The 17207-nt window shown below is 60.5% G+C and carries 20 protein-coding genes and 3 pseudogenes; 11 read left to right on the forward strand and 12 right to left on the reverse strand.

Translation table 11 applies throughout. The annotated features are described in order from the left end of the window. Positions 1-27: 27 nt before the first annotated feature. Positions 28-594, reverse strand: a complete 567-nt coding sequence (locus tag MUN84_RS19620) for a T9SS type A sorting domain-containing protein (protein ID WP_244695641.1) — start codon at positions 592-594, stop codon at positions 28-30. Beyond that, on the reverse strand, positions 591-1583 hold the full coding sequence (locus MUN84_RS19625) for a hypothetical protein (protein WP_244695642.1): 993 nt from the start codon (positions 1581-1583) through the stop codon (positions 591-593). The genes MUN84_RS19620 and MUN84_RS19625 overlap by 4 nt, the downstream gene beginning before the upstream one ends. Before the next feature lie 291 nt (positions 1584-1874). Here MUN84_RS19625 and MUN84_RS19630 point away from each other — a divergent pair, with 291 nt between their 5' ends. Both MUN84_RS19630 and MUN84_RS19635 read left to right on the forward strand, forming a co-directional pair. After that, positions 1875-2918 (forward strand): hypothetical protein, encoded by a 1044-nt coding sequence (locus tag MUN84_RS19630; protein WP_244695643.1) that lies wholly within the window; start codon positions 1875-1877, stop codon positions 2916-2918. After that, entirely contained in the window at positions 2843-3142 is a 300-nt protein-coding gene (locus tag MUN84_RS19635) for an amidohydrolase family protein (protein ID WP_244695644.1), read from the forward strand. Before MUN84_RS19630 ends, MUN84_RS19635 begins: the two co-directional genes overlap by 76 nt. Before the next feature lie 172 nt (positions 3143-3314). Here the strand turns inward: MUN84_RS19635 and MUN84_RS19640 are convergent, their stop codons facing one another. The 5 genes and pseudogenes from MUN84_RS19640 to MUN84_RS24190 form a co-directional block, all read right to left on the reverse strand. Beyond that, positions 3315-4214, reverse strand: coding sequence for a hypothetical protein (locus MUN84_RS19640; protein ID WP_244695645.1), 900 nt, complete (start codon positions 4212-4214; stop codon positions 3315-3317). A 27-nt stretch (positions 4215-4241) separates the two neighbouring features. Next, a complete protein-coding gene (locus MUN84_RS19645) occupies positions 4242-5351 on the reverse strand; it encodes a PorT family protein (RefSeq protein WP_244695646.1) in 1110 nt (369 codons plus the stop codon). After that, positions 5252-5848, reverse strand: a complete 597-nt coding sequence (locus tag MUN84_RS19650) for a hypothetical protein (RefSeq protein ID WP_244695647.1) — start codon at positions 5846-5848, stop codon at positions 5252-5254. Before MUN84_RS19650 ends, MUN84_RS19645 begins: the two co-directional genes overlap by 100 nt. Next, complete coding sequence (locus MUN84_RS19655; RefSeq protein WP_317239015.1) at positions 5841-6293, reverse strand: sigma-70 family RNA polymerase sigma factor; 453 nt, start codon at positions 6291-6293, stop codon at positions 5841-5843. Before MUN84_RS19655 ends, MUN84_RS19650 begins: the two co-directional genes overlap by 8 nt. Then, a pseudogene (locus tag MUN84_RS24190) lies at positions 6254-6394 on the reverse strand (RNA polymerase sigma factor); the annotation flags it as partial. The pseudogene MUN84_RS24190 and the gene MUN84_RS19655, both read right to left, overlap by 40 nt. A 229-nt stretch (positions 6395-6623) precedes the next feature. On the opposite strand from MUN84_RS24190, the gene MUN84_RS19665 reads away from it, so the two are divergent. Next, positions 6624-7424 carry a PhzF family phenazine biosynthesis protein gene (locus tag MUN84_RS19665; protein WP_244695648.1) on the forward strand — a complete coding sequence of 267 codons (801 nt, stop codon included), beginning with the start codon at positions 6624-6626 and terminating at the stop codon, positions 7422-7424. 317 nt (positions 7425-7741) lie between these two features. Here the strand turns inward: MUN84_RS19665 and arsM are convergent, their stop codons facing one another. Continuing rightward, positions 7742-8710 (reverse strand): arsenosugar biosynthesis arsenite methyltransferase ArsM, encoded by a 969-nt coding sequence (arsM, locus tag MUN84_RS19670; protein WP_244695649.1) that lies wholly within the window; start codon positions 8708-8710, stop codon positions 7742-7744. Between the two features lie 52 nt (positions 8711-8762). Beyond that, positions 8763-9587 carry a DUF547 domain-containing protein gene (locus MUN84_RS19675; protein ID WP_244695650.1) on the reverse strand — a complete coding sequence of 275 codons (825 nt, stop codon included), beginning with the start codon at positions 9585-9587 and terminating at the stop codon, positions 8763-8765. 303 nt (positions 9588-9890) lie between these two features. Here MUN84_RS19675 and MUN84_RS19680 point away from each other — a divergent pair. Further along, positions 9891-10558, forward strand: a pseudogene (locus MUN84_RS19680) (MIP/aquaporin family protein). Positions 10559-10637: 79 nt separating this feature from the next. On the opposite strand, the gene MUN84_RS19685 reads toward MUN84_RS19680, so the two are convergent. The 3 genes and pseudogenes from MUN84_RS19685 to ruvC all read right to left on the reverse strand — a co-directional run bounded on the left by MUN84_RS19685 (position 10638) and on the right by ruvC (position 12431). Next, positions 10638-10856: a KTSC domain-containing protein gene (locus MUN84_RS19685; RefSeq protein ID WP_244695651.1), complete on the reverse strand. Its 219-nt coding sequence runs from the start codon at positions 10854-10856 to the stop codon at positions 10638-10640. A gap of 193 nt (positions 10857-11049) precedes the next feature. Then, complete coding sequence (locus tag MUN84_RS19690; protein WP_244695652.1) at positions 11050-11649, reverse strand: hypothetical protein; 600 nt, start codon at positions 11647-11649, stop codon at positions 11050-11052. Between the two features lie 147 nt (positions 11650-11796). Then, positions 11797-12431: pseudogene (gene ruvC / locus MUN84_RS19695) on the reverse strand (crossover junction endodeoxyribonuclease RuvC). Positions 12432-12517: 86 nt separating this feature from the next. On the opposite strand from ruvC, the gene MUN84_RS19700 reads away from it, so the two are divergent. The 7 genes from MUN84_RS19700 (at position 12518) to MUN84_RS19730 (ending at position 17108) form a co-directional block, all read left to right on the forward strand. Continuing rightward, entirely contained in the window at positions 12518-13054 is a 537-nt protein-coding gene (locus MUN84_RS19700; protein ID WP_244695653.1) for a lysylphosphatidylglycerol synthase domain-containing protein, read from the forward strand. Next, the gene (locus MUN84_RS19705; RefSeq protein WP_244695654.1) at positions 13054-13563 is read left to right on the forward strand and encodes a hypothetical protein; all 510 of its coding nucleotides are present in this window, start codon (positions 13054-13056) and stop codon (positions 13561-13563) included. The genes MUN84_RS19700 and MUN84_RS19705 overlap by 1 nt, the downstream gene beginning before the upstream one ends. Then, positions 13563-14093 carry a glycosyltransferase gene (locus MUN84_RS19710; protein ID WP_244695655.1) on the forward strand — a complete coding sequence of 177 codons (531 nt, stop codon included), beginning with the start codon at positions 13563-13565 and terminating at the stop codon, positions 14091-14093. Before MUN84_RS19705 ends, MUN84_RS19710 begins: the two co-directional genes overlap by 1 nt. A gap of 139 nt (positions 14094-14232) precedes the next feature. Further along, on the forward strand, positions 14233-14799 hold the full coding sequence (locus MUN84_RS19715; RefSeq protein WP_244695656.1) for a glycosyltransferase family 2 protein: 567 nt from the start codon (positions 14233-14235) through the stop codon (positions 14797-14799). Positions 14800-15127: 328 nt separating this feature from the next. Next, positions 15128-15397, forward strand: a complete 270-nt coding sequence (locus MUN84_RS19720; RefSeq protein WP_244695657.1) for a c-type cytochrome — start codon at positions 15128-15130, stop codon at positions 15395-15397. Positions 15398-15675: 278 nt separating this feature from the next. Continuing rightward, positions 15676-15933, forward strand: a complete 258-nt coding sequence (locus tag MUN84_RS19725) for a hypothetical protein (protein ID WP_244695658.1) — start codon at positions 15676-15678, stop codon at positions 15931-15933. A 2-nt stretch (positions 15934-15935) separates the two neighbouring features. Further along, positions 15936-17108, forward strand: coding sequence for an ABC transporter permease (locus tag MUN84_RS19730; protein WP_244695659.1), 1173 nt, complete (start codon positions 15936-15938; stop codon positions 17106-17108). The last annotated feature ends 99 nt before the right edge of the window (positions 17109-17207 follow it).

Genomic DNA, 17207 nt, shown 5'->3' on the forward strand with positions numbered 1-17207 from the left:
TGCTTGGGGTAGTAAAGGGTGAAAGGGCTAGTTACCGGCGCCGGCCAACACTACTCGGGTGGTGCTGGTAACGCCGGCCTGCTGCACCCGCAGCAGGTACAGCCCGGGCGCCAGCCCTTGGGTGAGTAATTGCACCGGGTTGCTGCTCGCGCCAGATTGTACGTGGCGCACCACTTGGCCGCGGGCGTTGAGCAAGTCCAGGGTGCCGGGCAGTTCCGGGGCTGGGAGTTGTACCCGCAGTTCTTCCCGGGCGGGGTTGGGGTAAGCGGTTACGGCCAGCGCTTCGGTGCTTACCACCTGCACCGAAGAGTAGGCCACGCTGCCATCTACATCGTGCATGGCCAGGCGGTAGTAGGCCCGTCCGGCTAGGGGGTGAGGGTCGGTGGCGGTGTAGCGCTGGCCGCTGGGCCGGTTGCTGGCCTTCACCCGCGCTACGGGCTGCCAGTCGGTGGCCGTGGCGCTGCGTTCCACGGCAAAGTAAGCGGCCAAATGCTCGCTGGAGGTCTGCCAGCGCAACTGCACCCCGCTTCCCGTGCGCGCCGCCGAGAAGCTAACGAGGGTAACGGGCAAGGGTAGGGCGCCGGGCAAGCTCACGGCGTCGCCGCGGGAGCAGCCGAAAGCGGAGCCGTAGGAGCTGCCCGAATAGTTGCCAGTGAGGCGGTCAATCTTATAAATAGTGCCCCGTCAGCATCCACGGCGTACACGTTGCCGTCGCGGTCCGTGAACATGGAGCCGATGTTTTGCTGGGTTGGAATGGGGGCAGTGGGAATGGTAGTAGTGCCAGCCGGAGCTGTAGCGGGGTTGCGAATGGTCAGGAACTTGTCTTCCAACCCCAGGTAGCTAACCAGGTTACCGGTGCGCACGTCATATACCCAATCCTGAATACCGCCCTCCGGTACCGGGCCGCTGCCCCCGCTGGTCAGGTAGGCCTGCACCTGGGCCTGGTACGTGGCTACCACGGCGGCCGTAGCGGGGTCGGAGGTGTCTAGGGTGTGCCAGACCGGCGTGGCCGTGCTGAAGGGCGCCAGCTGCACCGTCCCGACGTACAGGCGCAGGTCGGCAATTCGGAGGGCACCCGTGAACAGGTTGGCAATTACCCGGGCCGTGGCCCCGCCCACGTAGTATTCGGAGCTGGCCCCGCCGTCGCCGATAAAGTTGAACGTCTGACGGATGGTGCGCGCCTCAAATTCCGGGAAGCTCACCGCCGATAGGCCCGTGGTAGGAGTTGGCGGCGGGGTCACGGTGCCCAGGCTGGTGGCTTGCGCCGTACCAAGGGCCACCTGGTACAGGGTAGGGGGTGTGTCGAAATTGGCCATTGTAACGGGCTGCTGCACGCTCATGGCGTAGAGGCTCGTTGGGTTGGCATCATCGAAACCCAGGGCGTTCAGAATCAGGGGAGTAGTACCGTCTACTACGGTTCCGATGGGAGTCAGGGAGCCATCGGTATTTACCTGCTGCAACACCGAGGGGTTACCCGCGCTGGCTGGGCAGGGAGCCGTAACTGCGTAGCTATTGGTGGGTAGCTGCGCCCAGCCCGCATGGCCACCCAGCAGTACGAACAAGGAGAGTAGGGTTTTCTTCATTTGGGAAAGGACCAAGGGTGTATGAAAAGTAGTAAGTAGCTGAATGCTTACGCATTACTCTGTAAGTAAGATAAGCACAGACGGACTATAAACTGTAGTTTCCCAGGAATGGATGCGTATTTCCCACGTTATTTTTTACAATTCACAAGGGAAATATTCCATCTGGCTAGTAAAAGTCATACACTCAGCAAACTGGCTCCCGCCGAAGCGGCGAGCAAGCTGAACCGGCAGGGGCAGTCAGGAACTGTGCATATTTAGCTCGCTAACCACACGCTACACTCCGGGCTGGCTATGTCCTACACCTTGCTTATTCGCCATTGCCACCACCTGCTGACCATGGCCGGACCCGACTCCAGCCGCCCCCTGGCGGGTGCAAACCTGCGCGAGTGGCGCAGCATTTCGGATGGCTACGTGGCCTGCCGCCACAACCGGATTGTAGCCCTGGGGCCGATGGCAGAATTAGATGAAACGCAGGTAACGCCAGAAACGGAAGTGTTGGAGGCCCGGGGCCGGGTTGTGATGCCCGGGCTAGTGGAGTGCCACACTCACCTGGTGTTCGGCGGAAATCGGGCCGCGGAGTTTCAGCGCAAGCTCCAGGGCGAGTCGTACCTGGATATTCTGGCTGGCGGGGGCGGCATTCTAAGCACGGTGCGCGCCACTCGCGCCTCCTCTGAGGCCGAGCTGCTGGCCCATGCCCTCCACCACCTGGCCGGCTTCCGCCGCTACGGCGTCACGACCATAGAGGCCAAAAGCGGCTACGGGTTGGATGTGGCTACCGAACTGCGCCTGCTCCGGGTAACCCAGCAAGCCGCCACGTTGCAACCCGCCCGGGTGGTGGCTACCTTTCTGGGGGCCCACGTGCCCGGCCCCGAGTTCCACGGGCGCCCCGCCGAATACCTGAACATGCTAGCGGCGGATGTGCTACCCCAGCTAGACCCCCGCCAAATTCCCTTCGTGGACATTTTCTGCGAGCAGGGCGCTTTTTCCGTGGATGAGTCGCGCCGCTACCTGCGGCGAGCCCGGGAGTTAGGCTTTGGGCTGAAAATTCACGCCGAGCAACTGCATGACCTGGGTGGCTGCGAAATGGCCGCGGCCCTGGGCGCCGTGAGCGTAGACCATTGCGACTACCTAACACCGGCCGGCGCCGCCCGCATAGCGGCCCTATCGGGGGGCGCACGGTGGGCGTGCTACTGCCGCTGGTGCCGCTGTTTCTGCGCCAAGAGCAGTACGCGCCGGGCCGGCAGTTTATTGAGGCCGGGTTGCCAGTTGCCATCAGCACCGATTTCAACCCCGGCTCCTGTCCCAGCAAAAACCTGTGGCTGGCCTTGTCGGTAGCCTGCCTAAAAATGGGCCTGACGCCTCGGGAGGCCCTGGCCGCGGTTACGCTCAATGCCGCCTGGGCCATCGGGCAGCAAGAAGAGTGCGGTAGCTTGGAGCCCGGCAAGCGCGCCGACATGCTGGTGCTGAACGTACCCACGGCCGAGGAAATACCTTACTGGCTAGGCGAAAACCCCGTGCGTGAGGTCATCATTGGTGGCGTGCGGCAGCAGCGTGAATAAGTAATCGGCATTTGCGTTGGCGGCGCACTAAAAAGCCCGGCTACCGAAGCAGCCGGGCATAATAATGCATTCAACAATTTAATTAACACGAATTATAGAGTAGCTAAATCAGCTACCAAGGCAGCCGTGGTAGTTTCCTTGAGCACTGGGCTGAATCGGGTGCCCGCCGCTATTAGGCCATCCTGACGACCATAGTAGAGCTTGCCCCAACAGTTTGAATAACAACTATGCTCACGGCTGCGCCGGCCGGCGCCCCGTTGGTCCGGAAGGTGCCGGGGGCCATAAAGTCGCAGACGCGCACGCTGCCATTAAAGGAGCGGAAGGCAGCAAACACCATGGTATTTTGCTGCGGATCGATGCCCGGGCCGGCCACGTCGACTATAATGGGCTGGGGGCTGGGCGTACCGTAGAACCGGTCGCAGTTAAACCAGCCAATGCCGGCATCAAACAACACCTTCCCAATTTCAAGCTGGTAGCCGGTAGGCGTGGGGCTCAGACTAGATTGCGAATCCGAATTAAGGAACCAGGTAAAACAGTTGGTGGCCGCGGCGCCAGGTACGGGAGCCACAAACAGGCGCATGGAATCCCGACTGGCCAGGTTGGGCGGGTTCTGGGTCTGAATCTGGATGGTAGTACCGGGGCTAAGGCGCAGGCTAGAGTCCTGGGCTGGCCGCAGGTACACTTCGCCCGCCGATTCCAGCAGTTGCCCGTAGGCCACCGTAGGCCGGTTGCTAAGAATCATGCCGGCCTTACCGAATATTTCCCGCAGCTCCAGGGCCACCGGCGTGGTAACCGGCTGCCCATTGGCCCGCACGAAGGCCCGGGCGGGAATGGTTACCCTAGTGCCCAAGGCTCCGGTAAACTGATTTTGGCGGGTGGGGTCGTAGGTAAGCTGCTGGGTAGGAGCGCCAAGCTGGGTCAGCACCTCCGTAATGCTAGCCGGAGTGCCCGGGCCGGGAGCGGGAGTGCTGCCATCCTCACAAATAATCAGGTCGGAGCCGGAGTTGCAGCCAGAGAGCAACGGCAGCACCAGTAGCAGGGCCGAGTAAAGGAAATTCTTACGCTGAGTCATAATACGAAGGGTTATTGGATATAAGAATTAGCGTTTGCGCGGGTCCAGGTCCCAGGAGTAGCCCGCCTGGATGCCTAGGCTCCAGGGGCGGCGGGCGGCGCGCCCCGAGGCTTGTTCAGTGAGGGAGTTCAAAAACAGCTGGCCCTGCGGTCGAATTGTAAGCCACTGACCCGGAGCAAATTGGTAGTTGGCAAAAACTCCGGCGTTCAGCAGCAGGCTCGTCCGCGCAAAAGGGTTAGTAATACCCACACCAGGTTGCCACTGCCGTTGCGAGCAGTTACAGGCGGTGCCCTCCGTGGTGCGCGCGCCGGTAAGCAGGGCCATTGTGCCGCCACCCAGCACGCCCACTCGCCAGCGGTGGTTGCCCTGTAGGGTGTATTGAACCTGCAGGGGCACGGTTATGAACCGGTACACGTCGCGGAACTTGATGGCCCGGCTCACTGCGCTGTCTTGGCCGGACTTGCTGAGCTGGTAGCGCAGGGCGGTAGCATACTCCGCGTAGCCTAACCCTGCCGAAACGGTAAGCTGGCGGGTAAGGGCGTAGGCACCACTGGCCTGTGCCGAGAAGCCCATGCTTGGGCGCTCTAGCTGCTCTAGCTGCGTGGCTCCGCTGCCCACCGCCCGGTAAGTGAGCCCGGTGCCGGCTAGCAGTTGGGCGCTCCAACCGCGCAGCAGCAGTTCCCGCCGCGAAGGTCGGGCGCGGGGGCGGCGCTTGGCTCGCACCTCCGGTTCATCTTGAGGGAAGGCTGGGAGGCGAACCGCTAGTAAAGCCAACGGCTCGTTGCTGATCCGGGCAGCGGTGGTTGGCGCCGTCCGCTTCGCAAAATCCTGCCCCGAGCCGAGCTTAGAAGCGGGGCGGTTTTCTGCGCGCTGACCCGCTACTCCTCGGCGAGCCGGAGCAGAAGAGCGGCCAGTTAAGCTCGAAGCAACTGTGCGGGCGGAGGTTTCCCGGTTAACCGCGGCCGTCTCCCGATAGCGGGCAAACGGAGCCCGGCGCGGGCGGGCCGCCGAAGCAATGCGGCTCCCGAACAGGGTAGCTACCCCTGCTTTACGCTGGGAAGCAGAAGCCTGCTCAGGTGTGGTGGCTGGTGGTGTAGCGAGTTTCTTGCCTTCAGGGTAGGGAATGGGCTCAGGCACTGGTCGGGGGAAGGCCACAGAACCAGACCGTTGCGGCGGCGAAGCGGACGGAGGGGAGCAGTAAGACTAGCAAAAGCCTCCTCCTCCGCCAACTGCCCGACCTCGGTCTTGGCCGCGCTTATAGCTGCCGGAGCGGCCAGCGCCACATCTGCCGCTACGGGCCCCGATTTCAAGAACGCTTCCTTAGCGCCAGAAGCAGTAGGGGCTGCCGGTTGAGCCCGGCCAGCAGGCTGTTTTTTCCCTCGAAAGAGCGTAAACCAGTTGTCGCTAGGGACTGTCGTCGGGGCGGATTGTTGCCCGGTACGCGTGCCCAGGGTCAGGCAGATGAGGGCGGTAGCCAAGAGTAGTAGGGCTACCAGGGGCCGGCGTCGGCGCCGGGGCTGGGCGGGTAGCTGCTCCTGGATGCTGGCCCAGAGGCCTTCCGGGGGGGCGCTGCCGTAGCCTTCCAGTTTGCGGCGTAAGTCGTGGTAAAGGTCTTCCGATTCGTGTTCAGTCATTGTAGTGAGGCGTATGAGCCTGCAGGAGCAGGCGTTCTTCCAGCAGACGGCGGGCCCGGGAAAGCTGGGATTTGCTGGTGTTTTCCGAAATGCCTAGTAGTTCCCCAATCTCGGCGTGCGAGTAGCCCTCAATGGCGTACAGGTTCAGCACAGTGCGGTAGCCCGGGGGCAGCTGACTCATCAGCCGCACCACATCCTCTGCCGAGAGTTGATCGAAGGGCGTGCCATCCGGGTGGTGCAGGTCGGCGGCTTCCTCATACTCCGTGTGCGGGCCGCGCTGCTGGTGCTGGTGCCAGAGGTTGAGGGAGGTAGTAACGGCAATGCGCCGGGCCCAGGCTTCAAAAGGCCCCTGCCCCGAAACTGGTCGAGGCGGGTGAAAACCTTGACGAACGTGAGCTGGAGGGCATCCTCGGCTTCGGCCCGGGAAGGGCAATAGCGCAGGCATACGCCCATCAACTGGTAGCTCAGCCGCTCGTACAAGGCCCGTTGCGCCGCGGGGTTTCCTCGTCGGCATCCCTCCAATAATATGTCAATAGGATCAGGCATAGGCAGCCGCGGATAAAAGGGGTAGGATGTCGTACGCTAGCGTTCTGCAGCCATGACCGGCCCCACCGCACCGGGGTTGCGTGGTGGTTTAATTATTTTCTGAATCCTATATTCTGGGCTGGCTGCAGCTCCTACCTAGCACGGCCCCGGCATGCATGTTAAGGCCGGAACCTGTAGCTTCGGCGTCTGATCTGTTTTGCTGAACCATCCTTTACCCTTCGCCGTCATCATGCTCCAGCCCCTCTACCAAGTCGATGCCTTTACCGACCGGCCCTTTGCCGGCAATCCGGCCGCCGTATGCCCGCTCACGGCCTGGCTGCCCGCTGAAACCATGCAGGCCATTGCCGCCGAAAACAACCTGGCCGAAACGGCCTTCTTCGTGCCCAAAGCAGGCAATGAGTACGAGATCCGCTGGTTTACGCCCGCCGTGGAGGTAGAGCTGTGCGGGCACGCTACCCTGGCCTCGGCCCACGTATTGTACCGTCACCTCAATTTTCAGGGCCCGGAAATTGTGTTTCACTCGAAAAGCGGTCCGTTGCGCGTAAGTCAGGGCACAGAAGGCCGGCTGACTCTTGATTTTCCGGCTCGCCCGCCCCAGCCCCTCAGCACCCACCCCGATGGCCTGCTAGATGGATTGCGGGCTACTCCGCTCAGCATGCACGCCGGCCCCGATTTGGTGTGCGTGTTCAACTCGGAAGCCGAAGTGCGGGCCTTGCACCCTGATATGGGCCACCTAGCCAAAGTGGAGTACCGCGCCGTTATTGCCACCGCCCCCGGCACCAACGGTATTGACTTTGTGTCGCGCTTTTTTGGACCCCGCGTGGGCGTGCCCGAAGACCCGGTAACCGGCTCGGCCCACACTACCCTGGTGCCCTACTGGGCTGAGCGCCTAAACAAAACTACTTTCCACGCCCGCCAGGTATCAGCCCGCGGCGGCGACCTGTGGTGTGAGCTGCGTGGCAACCGGGTGCTGATGAGCGGCTACGCCGTGACCTACCTGAAAGGCGAAATTGAAATAGGCGCCGCGTAAGCCAGTCGCACATCAATTTGCTACCTACCACAAAAGCCCGGAGTTGCAGCTAATTCACGCAGCTACAACTCCGGGCTTTTCGGTTTGAAAAAGCTACCGAAAACAAGTTAAAGTTTTGGTAATGAGCCAAATAATGCCGCCATGCAAAGGTGGAGCCAATGCATGACGGTCTTGTTGTAATTGAAACCTTTAGGTTATACTTTATGGCCTATACTAGGCGGTTGCTACTTGCAGAAAGGGCATCCTGTTGCCACTCAAGCAGTCAATTGCGCCGCTAGTTCTACCGCTTGTCGTGCCGGGCTTTGGGCGGCTTCGGCCTAGCAGCACCCGCCGCCGTCGTAGAAGTAGGTGGAGGGCGACACGAAAATATCGGTGCGGCCCAGAGCCAGGAGGGCGCCGGCGGTTTTGTCGCACACGGCTAGGGGTTGGTTTTGCAGTAGCGTGTGGCCTTTTTGGTCGTCGAATAGCTCATCGGGGCCGTAGTAAATGGCGGTGCGGCCGGTAAAAATGCAGGGACCATCAGCGGGCATGGGGTCCTTAATGGCGCATACCTCCACGCTTTCAATGTAAATCAGCTCCTCGGTAGCGTAATGCTGGGGCGAGAGCACTCGGTAGGCGCGCTTGGCCCGTACTTCCACCGTTCCAAAGCCCACGGAGGTAATCAGGTCTAGGTATTGCTGCAGGGGTAGGGAGCCGGTGAGGCAGAGGGCCCGCAGCCGCTCGTCGGCGCGCAGGTCCTCGCTCATGGGCTGCTCGCAGGTAGGGTCCGACATGACGAGGCGGCCGTGGGGCTTGAGCACCCGGTAGGTTTCCTGCAGGGCGCGGCGCAAATCATCGAGCTTGAAGATGTTGAACAGGCAGTTTTGGGCCGCTACGTCCACGCTCTCGTCAGGCACGGGCAGGTGCAGGGCGTCGCCGGCCCGCAACTCCACAAACTCGCGGCGAAACCACTCGTTCTGGGCCTCCGCTTCCAGCATGTTGGCGCGGGAAGCCTCCAGCATTTCCGGCACCACGTCCACGCCAATCACCGCGCCCGGGCGCCGACTGAAGTAGGCAAACTGCAGCAACTCCATGCCGCCGCCCACGCCCACGTACAGCACCGTGGGGCTACCCGTCAGGTCGCGCGGGTTCACGGTGCTGCCGCAGCCGTAGTTCATGGACAGCATGCGCTGCGGAATGCGCAGGCCAGGTAGCTGCCACACGGGGTTGGTGGTGCAGCACAGCCCCACCTGGGGCTCCTGGGCCGCCTGGCGGTACACATCGGCGGTGGTTTCTAAGTAGCTCATATGACGAAAGAGGTAGAAGGAAAGGCTTTGAAAGAGGTCTGGGCAGAGTTGATTACTGCTTGTTCAGGTTCCAGTTATAGTCTAGGTAAGAAATCTGCGCGTTGTCGTTCATTTTGATGGCGGAGTACCGGTTCACCCATTTCGCCACCGACTGCCCGTTCTTTTCCCAGTCGCCCTTGTACCAATCGAAGTATTTGGAAAGCTGGGACTGGGTTTTGCCGACTTTGTTTTTGGCCTTATTATTTAGAAAGTCCCGGCCTTGGTCGTCGAGCTGCTTATCGAGCCGGGCGGCCGTATAGGCCTCCGGGCGCAGACGGGGGCAGGAAATAGAGGCGCACACCAAAGCGAAGTGAATACGCGGGTCATCGTACTGCTTGCGCAGGATGTTGTGCTCAATGTGGTCGAGGCTCATCTTCTCGCCCCCAATGCTGAAGAACTTAGCTGCCCAGGGCGTATTCACGAGCGGAATCTGGATTTTCGAGCCAATATCCTTGATGCTCTGCAGGGGGTAGTGGTCCAGAATAAGGCGGATAGTATAGGCATTGTAGGCGTTAATCCAGTAGGCCATCTGCTCGGGCTTGCTCCAGCCGGCGGCCGGCGGGTTCTTGCTGAGTAGGGCCAGGTACTGGTTAAATTCCTTTTCGTCGGCCTTAAAGCCCACGTAGCTGACCAGGCCTTGCCCATTGACGTGTTTTTTCAGCAGCCGCTCATAAGGGCTGTGGTCCACGGGGGCGCTGGCGGCGAGAGAGTTCCGGAAGGTGCGGGGGTGGGCCGCGGGCCCTGGAAAGGCTCGGTGGGGGAGCGAGCCGGCGGCCAGTAGCGGCACCGCCAGCAGCAGCAACAGGGACTTAGTTGGGTTCTTCATTGGAGCAGACATACGGCAAATTAGGGCGCCGAAGATGCAACTCGGGCAAACTTCGGCTGTGGCTACCTACATAAGGCTCGGCGGGTGGCGTACACCTACAGCTAGCAACTGCTATACTAGCTGTCTGTTCAGCTCAATGGCGTCTATTTCTGCCGTTGCTATTCCGCCGGTGTCTATCTTCCGGCCTACTCGTAACGGCTGGGGTGCCCCCAGGCGGTATCCTCATAACAAACGACTATCCATGCCCCAACCCGTTCCGTTCCGTGCCCACCGGTGGGCGACCTGTGCTTTTTTTGGCGTTTCTGTATGAGAACCATGCTTCGTCATTGCCTGCTGGCTGAGGCCTTAGGCACGGCCGTGCTGCTGGTGTTCGGCACCGGGGCGGCAGTGATAAATGAGCAAACGCAGGCCCTGGGTCACGGTGGTGTGGCCGTTGCTTTCGGGCTGGTCGTGCTGGTCCTGATTCAGGGGCTGGGCCACGTGAGCGGGGCCCACGTCAACCCGGCCGTAACGGTGGGCTTCTGGGCAGCGGGGCGCTTTCCGGGTGGGCGGGTGCTGCCTTACGTAGCAGCGCAGGTGGTGGGGCCGTGGTGGGTAGCGGGCTGGTCCGGCTGTTAGCCACGCCGGGCTCCACGCTGGGGGCCACCCTGCCGGCCCACGGCGCGGCTCAGGCATTCGGGGTAGAGCTGTTCCTGAGCTTCTGGCTGATGCTAGTGATTCTGCGCGTGACGTCCAGCTTCTACGAGCAAGGGCTGCTGGTGGGCCTGACCATTAGTGCCACCGTGGCGCTAGAAGCCTTGGTGGGCGGCCCGCTAAGTGGGGCCTCCATGAACCCAGCCCGCTCCTTGGCCCCGGCCCTCGTCAGCGGGCATCTGGAGGCGCTCTGGGTGTACCTGGTGGCGCCGGTAGCGGGCATGCTTCTGGCTGTAGTCACCGACCGACTCTTGGAACTGCGCGAGCCACCCCAACCGCCCGCGGCGTAAGCAGAGTTGCCCCATTCACGCCGCATCACAAAATACGGAAGAGAAACCTAGGCTAGGGTAAGGGCTTCAACGGCAGCGGCTATCCGCGTACCTGCTCACGGGTATAGCCGCCGCGCTCTACTACCTGCTCCACGAACATGGCCTTGCCCGGAATGTGCAGCAGCGCCTCGTAAATAGCAGCCGGCACCCCCGTGTAGCGCACCAGCCCGCCGTGGCGATACTCTATTTCCAGCGTAAGGGTAGCAGCATCGTAGCCCACGGCTTTCAGCGAGGTAGAGCGTATAGGACGGCGTTGCATAGAGGGGTAGGTGATTGGTTGTTTATGGGTAATATACTTCTAAAATCCTGTTTGTTCAGCCCAGTGTAAGCGTTTGGTTCCGCGTCCATAAAACTCATTCCTGCCAGCTATTCCTTAAACGATGATTCATAGACAAATTTTGTGAATTTCTGCCTCGCTAGGGGCTTGCTGCTAATAAAAGCCGAGTTAATGCCTATCGTTTACTGTTAAGAGGGTAATCTTTAATCCATTTAACCGAATAGATTACTTCTCGGAACAGCGCACGCTTCTTCGAGTCCTCCTCACTCGACTTGCTTCGTGCCACTCCGGTTATGGTAATCAGTGCCCCATCTTTATAATAGCAAGCAAAGGTGCCTACCTGATTAAGATTGTAGGATAGGTACCTCATATTATAGTCGATTAACACGAACTTTCGGCCCGCGAAAACGGAATCCTGAGAGGAAATAACCCTAATCTGGCTCTCTCCCGCTACTTCCATGCTTTCGGCAAATTGCTGTTGAAGGCGCTTCAAGTTCGGCTTGTCCTTCTGTTTCTTAATGACGACCATAAAGGCGTCACCGAGTAAGCTATCCGATTGTTGTGCCGGATTCATAAATACATACGGCTCCTCTGTATCCCCTGAACCAGGGTCAAGGTCTATTTGCTTCCAGGAGGCTGGAATCAGGATGGTGATAAGGTCGAGCGTATAAGGGTAAAAGGTTTGTTCTTCTTTTTTTAAACCGCGCTGTTCCTGAGCACAGCTGCATATGACCAGGAGCAGCACACTCCATATCTCCTTAAGGGACAGATTCATTGGGGAATGATAGCTACTCCCAATTATAACATGGTGCCATAGAGTCCTTACTTTAAGTGACCAGTATTTGCCAATAGCGTCTTATAAGTCGTTCTATATTAGAAATCAGCTTTCCCCCGCAACAATTTAGCAGTTAACAAAACATACCTACGCTGCTGGCTTCTTCTTAGCCACCGCTACCTTTTTGCCGGCTACGGGGGCGGCTAGCTTGCTGGGGTTGTCGGCCAGGAACTTGCCCCAGCTTTTGCCGCCAGCTTTCACGTTGTTGCCCTTTTGGTAGTGGTGGCACAGGGCCACGGCCAGGGCATCGGTGGCGTCCAGGAACTTAGGGGCTTCCTCGATGGGGGGCAGCTGCAGGGTTTGGCGGAGCATATGGGCTACCTGCTCTTTGGTGGCGTTACCAGAACCCGTCACCGACTGCTTTACTTTGGTGGGGCGTACTCCACGTAGGGAATCTGGCGGGAAAGGCAGGCGGCAATGGCCACACCCTGGGCCCGACCTAGCTTCAGCATGCTTTGCACGTTCACCCCGAAAAAGGGCGCTTCAATGGCTAGCTCGTCGGGCAGAAACTCCTCGATTAGCTCCGTCATCCGCTCAAAAATCTTCTTGAGCTTAAGGGCGTGGTTGGTACCCAGCTTCTTCATGTCGATGACATCGTAGCGCAGCACCGTGACGCGCTGGCCCTGTACCTCAATCACGGCGTAGCCCATAATTTGGGTGCCGGGGTCGACGCCCATAATGACTTTGGGCAGCAGATCAGCAGAGGCAAGGGGTAGAATCATAGCGCGTTACAGGGAGGTGAGAAGATAGGCAGAGTAGCGTAGATTTTCGTCGGTAACTTGCCAAGGTAAACCAACCTGCTGCCCACTTGTCTGCGCCCCACCTACAAAACTACGTCCAAAAGCCGGAAGAACCCGCGCCCCGGCGGCGTGGCTTGGTAGTGGCGGGCAAACTAGGTATTACCCTGCTCACGCTAGGGCTGCTCTGGCACTCCGTAGTGGCCGATGAAGCCACGGCGGCGGCCTGGCGCGGGCTGCTCACGCGCACCCTCAGCGGCGAAGGCCGTGGCCCAGTGCTGCTAGCCTTGCTGCTGATGCCTCTCAACTGGGGCCTGGAAGCCTGGAAGTGGTGGCGACTGGCCCGGCACTTGGAGCCCGTTTCCTTCCGGCGCAGCTTCCGGGCCGTGCTGGTAGGCCTCACCCTGGGGTTCGTGACGCCCAACCGGGTAGGCGACTACGCCGGCCGCATCATGGAGCTGAAAAGTCGGCGGCTGGATGCGCTGGGCGCTGTGTTTCTAGGGCGCTACTGCCAGCTAGTGGCTACCGTGGTGGCGGGCTCGGTGGGGCTTTTGTACTTTCTGCTGCGGTTTTACCTGGTGGGCTACCCGGCGGCGCAACTGGGGTAGTGGCGGCTACTATTGCATTGAATGCGGCCGTGTTGCTACCTCTGTACTACTCGCAGCTCCTGGTGGCGGCCGTGCAGGCCGTGGGGCCGTTGCGGCGCTTCAGTAGGTTTCTGGCCGTTATGCCTACCTACCCGGCCCGCGCCCTTACGGCCGTGCTGCTGATTTCCAGCCTGCGCTACGCCGTATTCTGCGCGCAGTTTGGGCTGCTGCTGCTGGCGTACGGGGTACGGGCACCGCTGGGGCCTTCGGCGGCGGCCGTGGCCGGCACCTTTCTGCTGAAGTCATTGGTGCCCTCCCTGAATGCTCTGGCCGATGTGGGCGTGCGGGAACTGTCGGCCACCCATTTGTTTGGGTTGCTGGGCGAGCCGGTACTGCCAGTGCTCAGTGCCAGCCTGAGCTTGTGGGTGCTCAATATTGCCGTGCCCAGCGCCATCGGGCTGTTTTTTGTGTTGCGGATGAAGGTGCTGCGGAAGCGCCAGAAAAGCCGGCCCGCGCCGGTAGCTTCCTGATGCCTGGGGTTGCCTGGGCTACCGCGCTGGCCCTGCTCGGCGTCAATGGCGTCTACCTCCGGCAGATGCTGCAGTACCGGCAAGCCTGGCGGCACCGCCTCTCCTCAGGTACCGAAAAGGTAGCTGAAAAACCCTCAGAGGTCCGCAAGCAAGCCGCGCCCACGGGTGCAGTAGACGGGGAAGCTGCGGCCACGCCTGCCTTTTCCGTGCTGGTAGCGGCTCGAAACGAAGCCGCGAATCTGCCCTGGTTGCTGCACGACTTAAGCCAGCAACTGCTTGTAGCAGGCGGCTTTGAGGTGCTCATCATTGATGATCATTCTACCGATGCTACCGCCCAGGTGGTTGCTGAAGCGGCCGCCAACTTGCCGTTTCCGGTGCGAGTGCTACAGTTAGCCAGTCAGCCCGGTGCCCCTACCGGCAAAAAGGCCGCGGTACAGGCCGGTATTCAAGCGGCCCGGGCCCGTGGCTGCTCTTCACCGATGCCGACTGCCGCGTGCCCGCCGGGTGGGTCCGGACTTACGCCGAGCTAGTGGCCCAGGATGCCGACGCGCGCTTTATCAGTGGGCCGGTGCTGCTCACGGGCCGGGGCTGGCTGGCTACCTTGCAGGGGCTGGAACTGGCGGGACTGGTAGGAGTAGGGGCCGCGTCCATCGGTTGGGGCAGCCCACCATGTGCAACGGGGCTAACCTGGCTTACCGTCGCGCCGACTTTTTCGCCGTGGACGGATTTCGGGGCAACGAGGCCGTGCCCAGCGGCGACGACGAATTTCTGCTTCATAAGCTGCACGCGGCTTTTCCAGGTAGCATCCGGTTTCTGCGCCAGGAAGGCGCCATGGTACAAACCGCCGCCCAGCCCACCGTGCGCCTGCTGCTGCGGCAGCGGGTGCGCTGGGCCAGCAAGTGGCGCCACTACCAAGCTGCGGCCCCCCGGCGCCTGGCGGTGCTGGTGCTGCTGAGCAACCTTACGTTTCCGGTAGGGGCGGGGCTGTGGCTGCTAGGCGTGGCGTCTGGAGCTACCGTGGTGGCTGCCTGGGCCCTCAAGCTCCTGGCCGATGTGGTGTTTTTGCGGCCGGTGCTGCAATTTCTGGGGCGGCCGCAGTGGCTGTGGTGGGTGCCCGTGCTGCAGCTGGCGTATGGGCCGTACGCGCTGGCCACGGGTCTGCTGGGCCTGCGCGGCAGCTACGAGTGGAAGGGCGGAAAGCTACCTCTCCTTAGAGCAGTTTGCGCGTGCTTTTAAGTACGTAAAAACTGCATTTTCGCTTGCATTTACGGCATTTCGGGGCGTACTTATTCTATACTTTTTGTTTCATCATCTATTCCCATTTCGTATGAATAAGACGTGGTTAGAAATTGTGATGCCGGCGAGTCTAGTGCTGATTTTCTGTACGATTATGGTCTTTGGGCTTTCCGTGAGCGGACTGCTAGATAGCCCAGGCACTAATGCGAGTGAATCCGCAACTACGCAGGTCGGCGGCGGCTGTGGTGTTATGGATTCTCCAATGGGAACGGTTGACTCTGCCACCATAGTAAGCGCAGGCTTGCTACCTGAACAAGAAGCAACACTTTTGGCCGGCACTGCCCTCTTCGAAAGCAACTGCGCCCAGTGCCACGCCATCAACGAGGTAGTAGTAGGCCCGGCTCTGGCGGGCCTCAACAGGCGCCGGCCCCTGTCCTGGATTACTGCCTGGGTAAAGAACTCCAGCAAAATGGTAGCCAACGAGGACGAGTACGCCGTGAAAATCTTCAACCAATACCAGAAGCAGCAGATGCCTAGCTTTCAGCTCTCCGACCAGGAAATCAAAGCCATTGTGGCCTATGTCGAGTACCAAGAGTAACAAGCAGTGACCGGGCCACAGGACTAGCTACTTAGTAAAGTACTTTACTGCTCCAAAAGGGTAGTGACCCAGACAGCAAACTCTTTAAAGCTATCATTCCGACCACAAGGAGGAATCTGGGTTAGCTTCTTGTGAGTAACTCAGATTCCTCCCTGCGGTCGGAATGACAGTCAAGTAAAAAGTACTCTGTAGCACTTTAGACGGGGACATTCCTTCCCGCTACCTACCTAAGCCTTCCGGAAGCTACCTTTGCTGAGCACAACCACCTGCCCTTCTCCGTGACCGACGCTGAATTTGATATCCTGGACGAACTGTACTTCGTCACGCCCTTCGCCGAGCTAAGCCGCAAAACCGGTCTGGCCCCCACTGAACTGGAGCGCCACTTGCGCAGTTTGCTGGAGCAGGACCTCGTCCGTAGCTTTTGGCCCGACCCCGATACGGAGCTGGCTTTCGAGGAAAGCTCCTTCGGGGCCATCGTGCGCGACTCTTTTTTCCTGGCCTCTAAGGAAGGGCTGCTGCAACATAATACCCGCTAGCAGTGGCCGTAACTGCTTCTTTGTCGTCTGAGTTGATTGCCCGGCCGCCGAGCTACTACGTGCGCCGCCGCCTACTGCGCAACACTCCGGCCATGCTGGGCCTGGGCTTTATTGTGCTGTGCACGCTGGTGGCCCTGCTCGGCTACTGGGTGCTACCCGACAACTCGCCCAACGCCAACAACGGCCTCGTGCAGCTGCAAAAGGAGCCGCCGGGCTTCCAGGCCACCATCCTGCAACTGCCCCTGCCTGATTCTAACCGCGCCAGTAGCAACCCTCTGCGCACCTGGTGGCAGGGCCAGGAGCCGCGCTTTCGGGAGGTGCCCATTGCCGGCTACCGCATCGAGGGTGACTCCTTGCTGACGATGCCCTACCAGAACCATTCGGCCCTGGCCGACCAAGCCCAGCGCTACTCCCTGGCCGCCGTGGCGGGCCACGCGGGTCCGGTTGCTACCCTGCGCCAGGAGGTAGAGCAGGAGCGTATTGTGCGGCGCACGTACTGGCTGGGAACCGATAAATCAGGGCGCGATGAGCTGAGCCGGCTGCTGCTGGGCACGCGCGTAAGCTTAGGCATTGGGCTGGTGGCCGTGCTGATTTCCATGGCCCTGGGCATGCTCATTGGGGCCGTGGCGGGCTACGTGGGCGGCTGGGTAGATAGTCTGCTGCTGGGCCTGATGACGGTGGTGTGGAGCATTCCGGGCATTATGCTGGTTATTGCCATTTCCCTGGCCCTAGATAGCAAAGGCGTCTGGACTTCCTTCGTGGCTGTAGGCCTGACCATGTGGGTAGATGTAGCCCGCGTGGTGCGGGGCCAGATGCTGAGCCTGCGCGAAAAAACCTTTGTGGAAGCCGGCCGGGTGCTGGGCCTGCCCCAAAGCCGCCTGATTTGGCGCCACCTGCTCCCGAACATGACCGGCCCGCTGATTGTGCTGGCAACCAGTAACTTTGCGGCGGCCATTCTGCTGGAAGCCGGTCTGAGCTTTCTCGGGCTGGGCGTACAGCCGCCGGCGCCCTCCTGGGGCCTGATGGTTAATGAAGGGTTTCAGCTGCTAGGTACTAGTGCTGGTTTCTGGCTTACGCTGCTGCCCGGCTTGGTAATTAGCCTGCTGGTGCTGAGCTTTAACCTGCTAGGCAACGGCCTGCGCGACGCCTACGACCCAAAAACTCCGCTGGGATAAGGGTGAGCGAGGCAACTAGTGAAGTAGAAAGTTTACTGTTCAACTCACCTTGGGGTAGTAGCGCCCACCGCGTAACCACCTACCCGCCGAACGTAAAAC

The organism is Hymenobacter sp. 5516J-16, from assembly GCF_022919335.1.
In the GTDB taxonomy this organism is placed as follows: Bacteria; Bacteroidota; Bacteroidia; order Cytophagales; family Hymenobacteraceae; genus Hymenobacter; species Hymenobacter sublimis.

Coding starts and splice junctions, on each gene's coding strand:
- MUN84_RS19630 (WP_244695643.1), top strand. CDS start 1,875: ATGTCCTACACCTTGCTTATTCGCCATTGCCACCACCTGCTGACCATG.
- MUN84_RS19675 (WP_244695650.1), bottom strand. CDS start 9,587: ATGTCTGCTCCAATGAAGAACCCAACTAAGTCCCTGTTGCTGCTGCTG.
- MUN84_RS19685 (WP_244695651.1), bottom strand. CDS start 10,856: ATGCAACGCCGTCCTATACGCTCTACCTCGCTGAAAGCCGTGGGCTAC.
- MUN84_RS19710 (WP_244695655.1), top strand. CDS start 13,563: ATGCCTGGGGTTGCCTGGGCTACCGCGCTGGCCCTGCTCGGCGTCAAT.
- MUN84_RS19655 (WP_317239015.1), bottom strand. CDS start 6,293: ATGCCTGCGCTATTGCCCTTCCCGGGCCGAAGCCGAGGATGCCCTCCA.
- MUN84_RS19640 (WP_244695645.1), bottom strand. CDS start 4,214: ATGACTCAGCGTAAGAATTTCCTTTACTCGGCCCTGCTACTGGTGCTG.
- MUN84_RS19625 (WP_244695642.1), bottom strand. CDS start 1,583: ATGAAGAAAACCCTACTCTCCTTGTTCGTACTGCTGGGTGGCCATGCG.
- MUN84_RS19665 (WP_244695648.1), top strand. CDS start 6,624: ATGCTCCAGCCCCTCTACCAAGTCGATGCCTTTACCGACCGGCCCTTT.
- MUN84_RS19650 (WP_244695647.1), bottom strand. CDS start 5,848: ATGACTGAACACGAATCGGAAGACCTTTACCACGACTTACGCCGCAAA.
- MUN84_RS19715 (WP_244695656.1), top strand. CDS start 14,233: ATGTGCAACGGGGCTAACCTGGCTTACCGTCGCGCCGACTTTTTCGCC.
- arsM (WP_244695649.1), bottom strand. CDS start 8,710: ATGAGCTACTTAGAAACCACCGCCGATGTGTACCGCCAGGCGGCCCAG.
- MUN84_RS19690 (WP_244695652.1), bottom strand. CDS start 11,649: ATGAATCTGTCCCTTAAGGAGATATGGAGTGTGCTGCTCCTGGTCATA.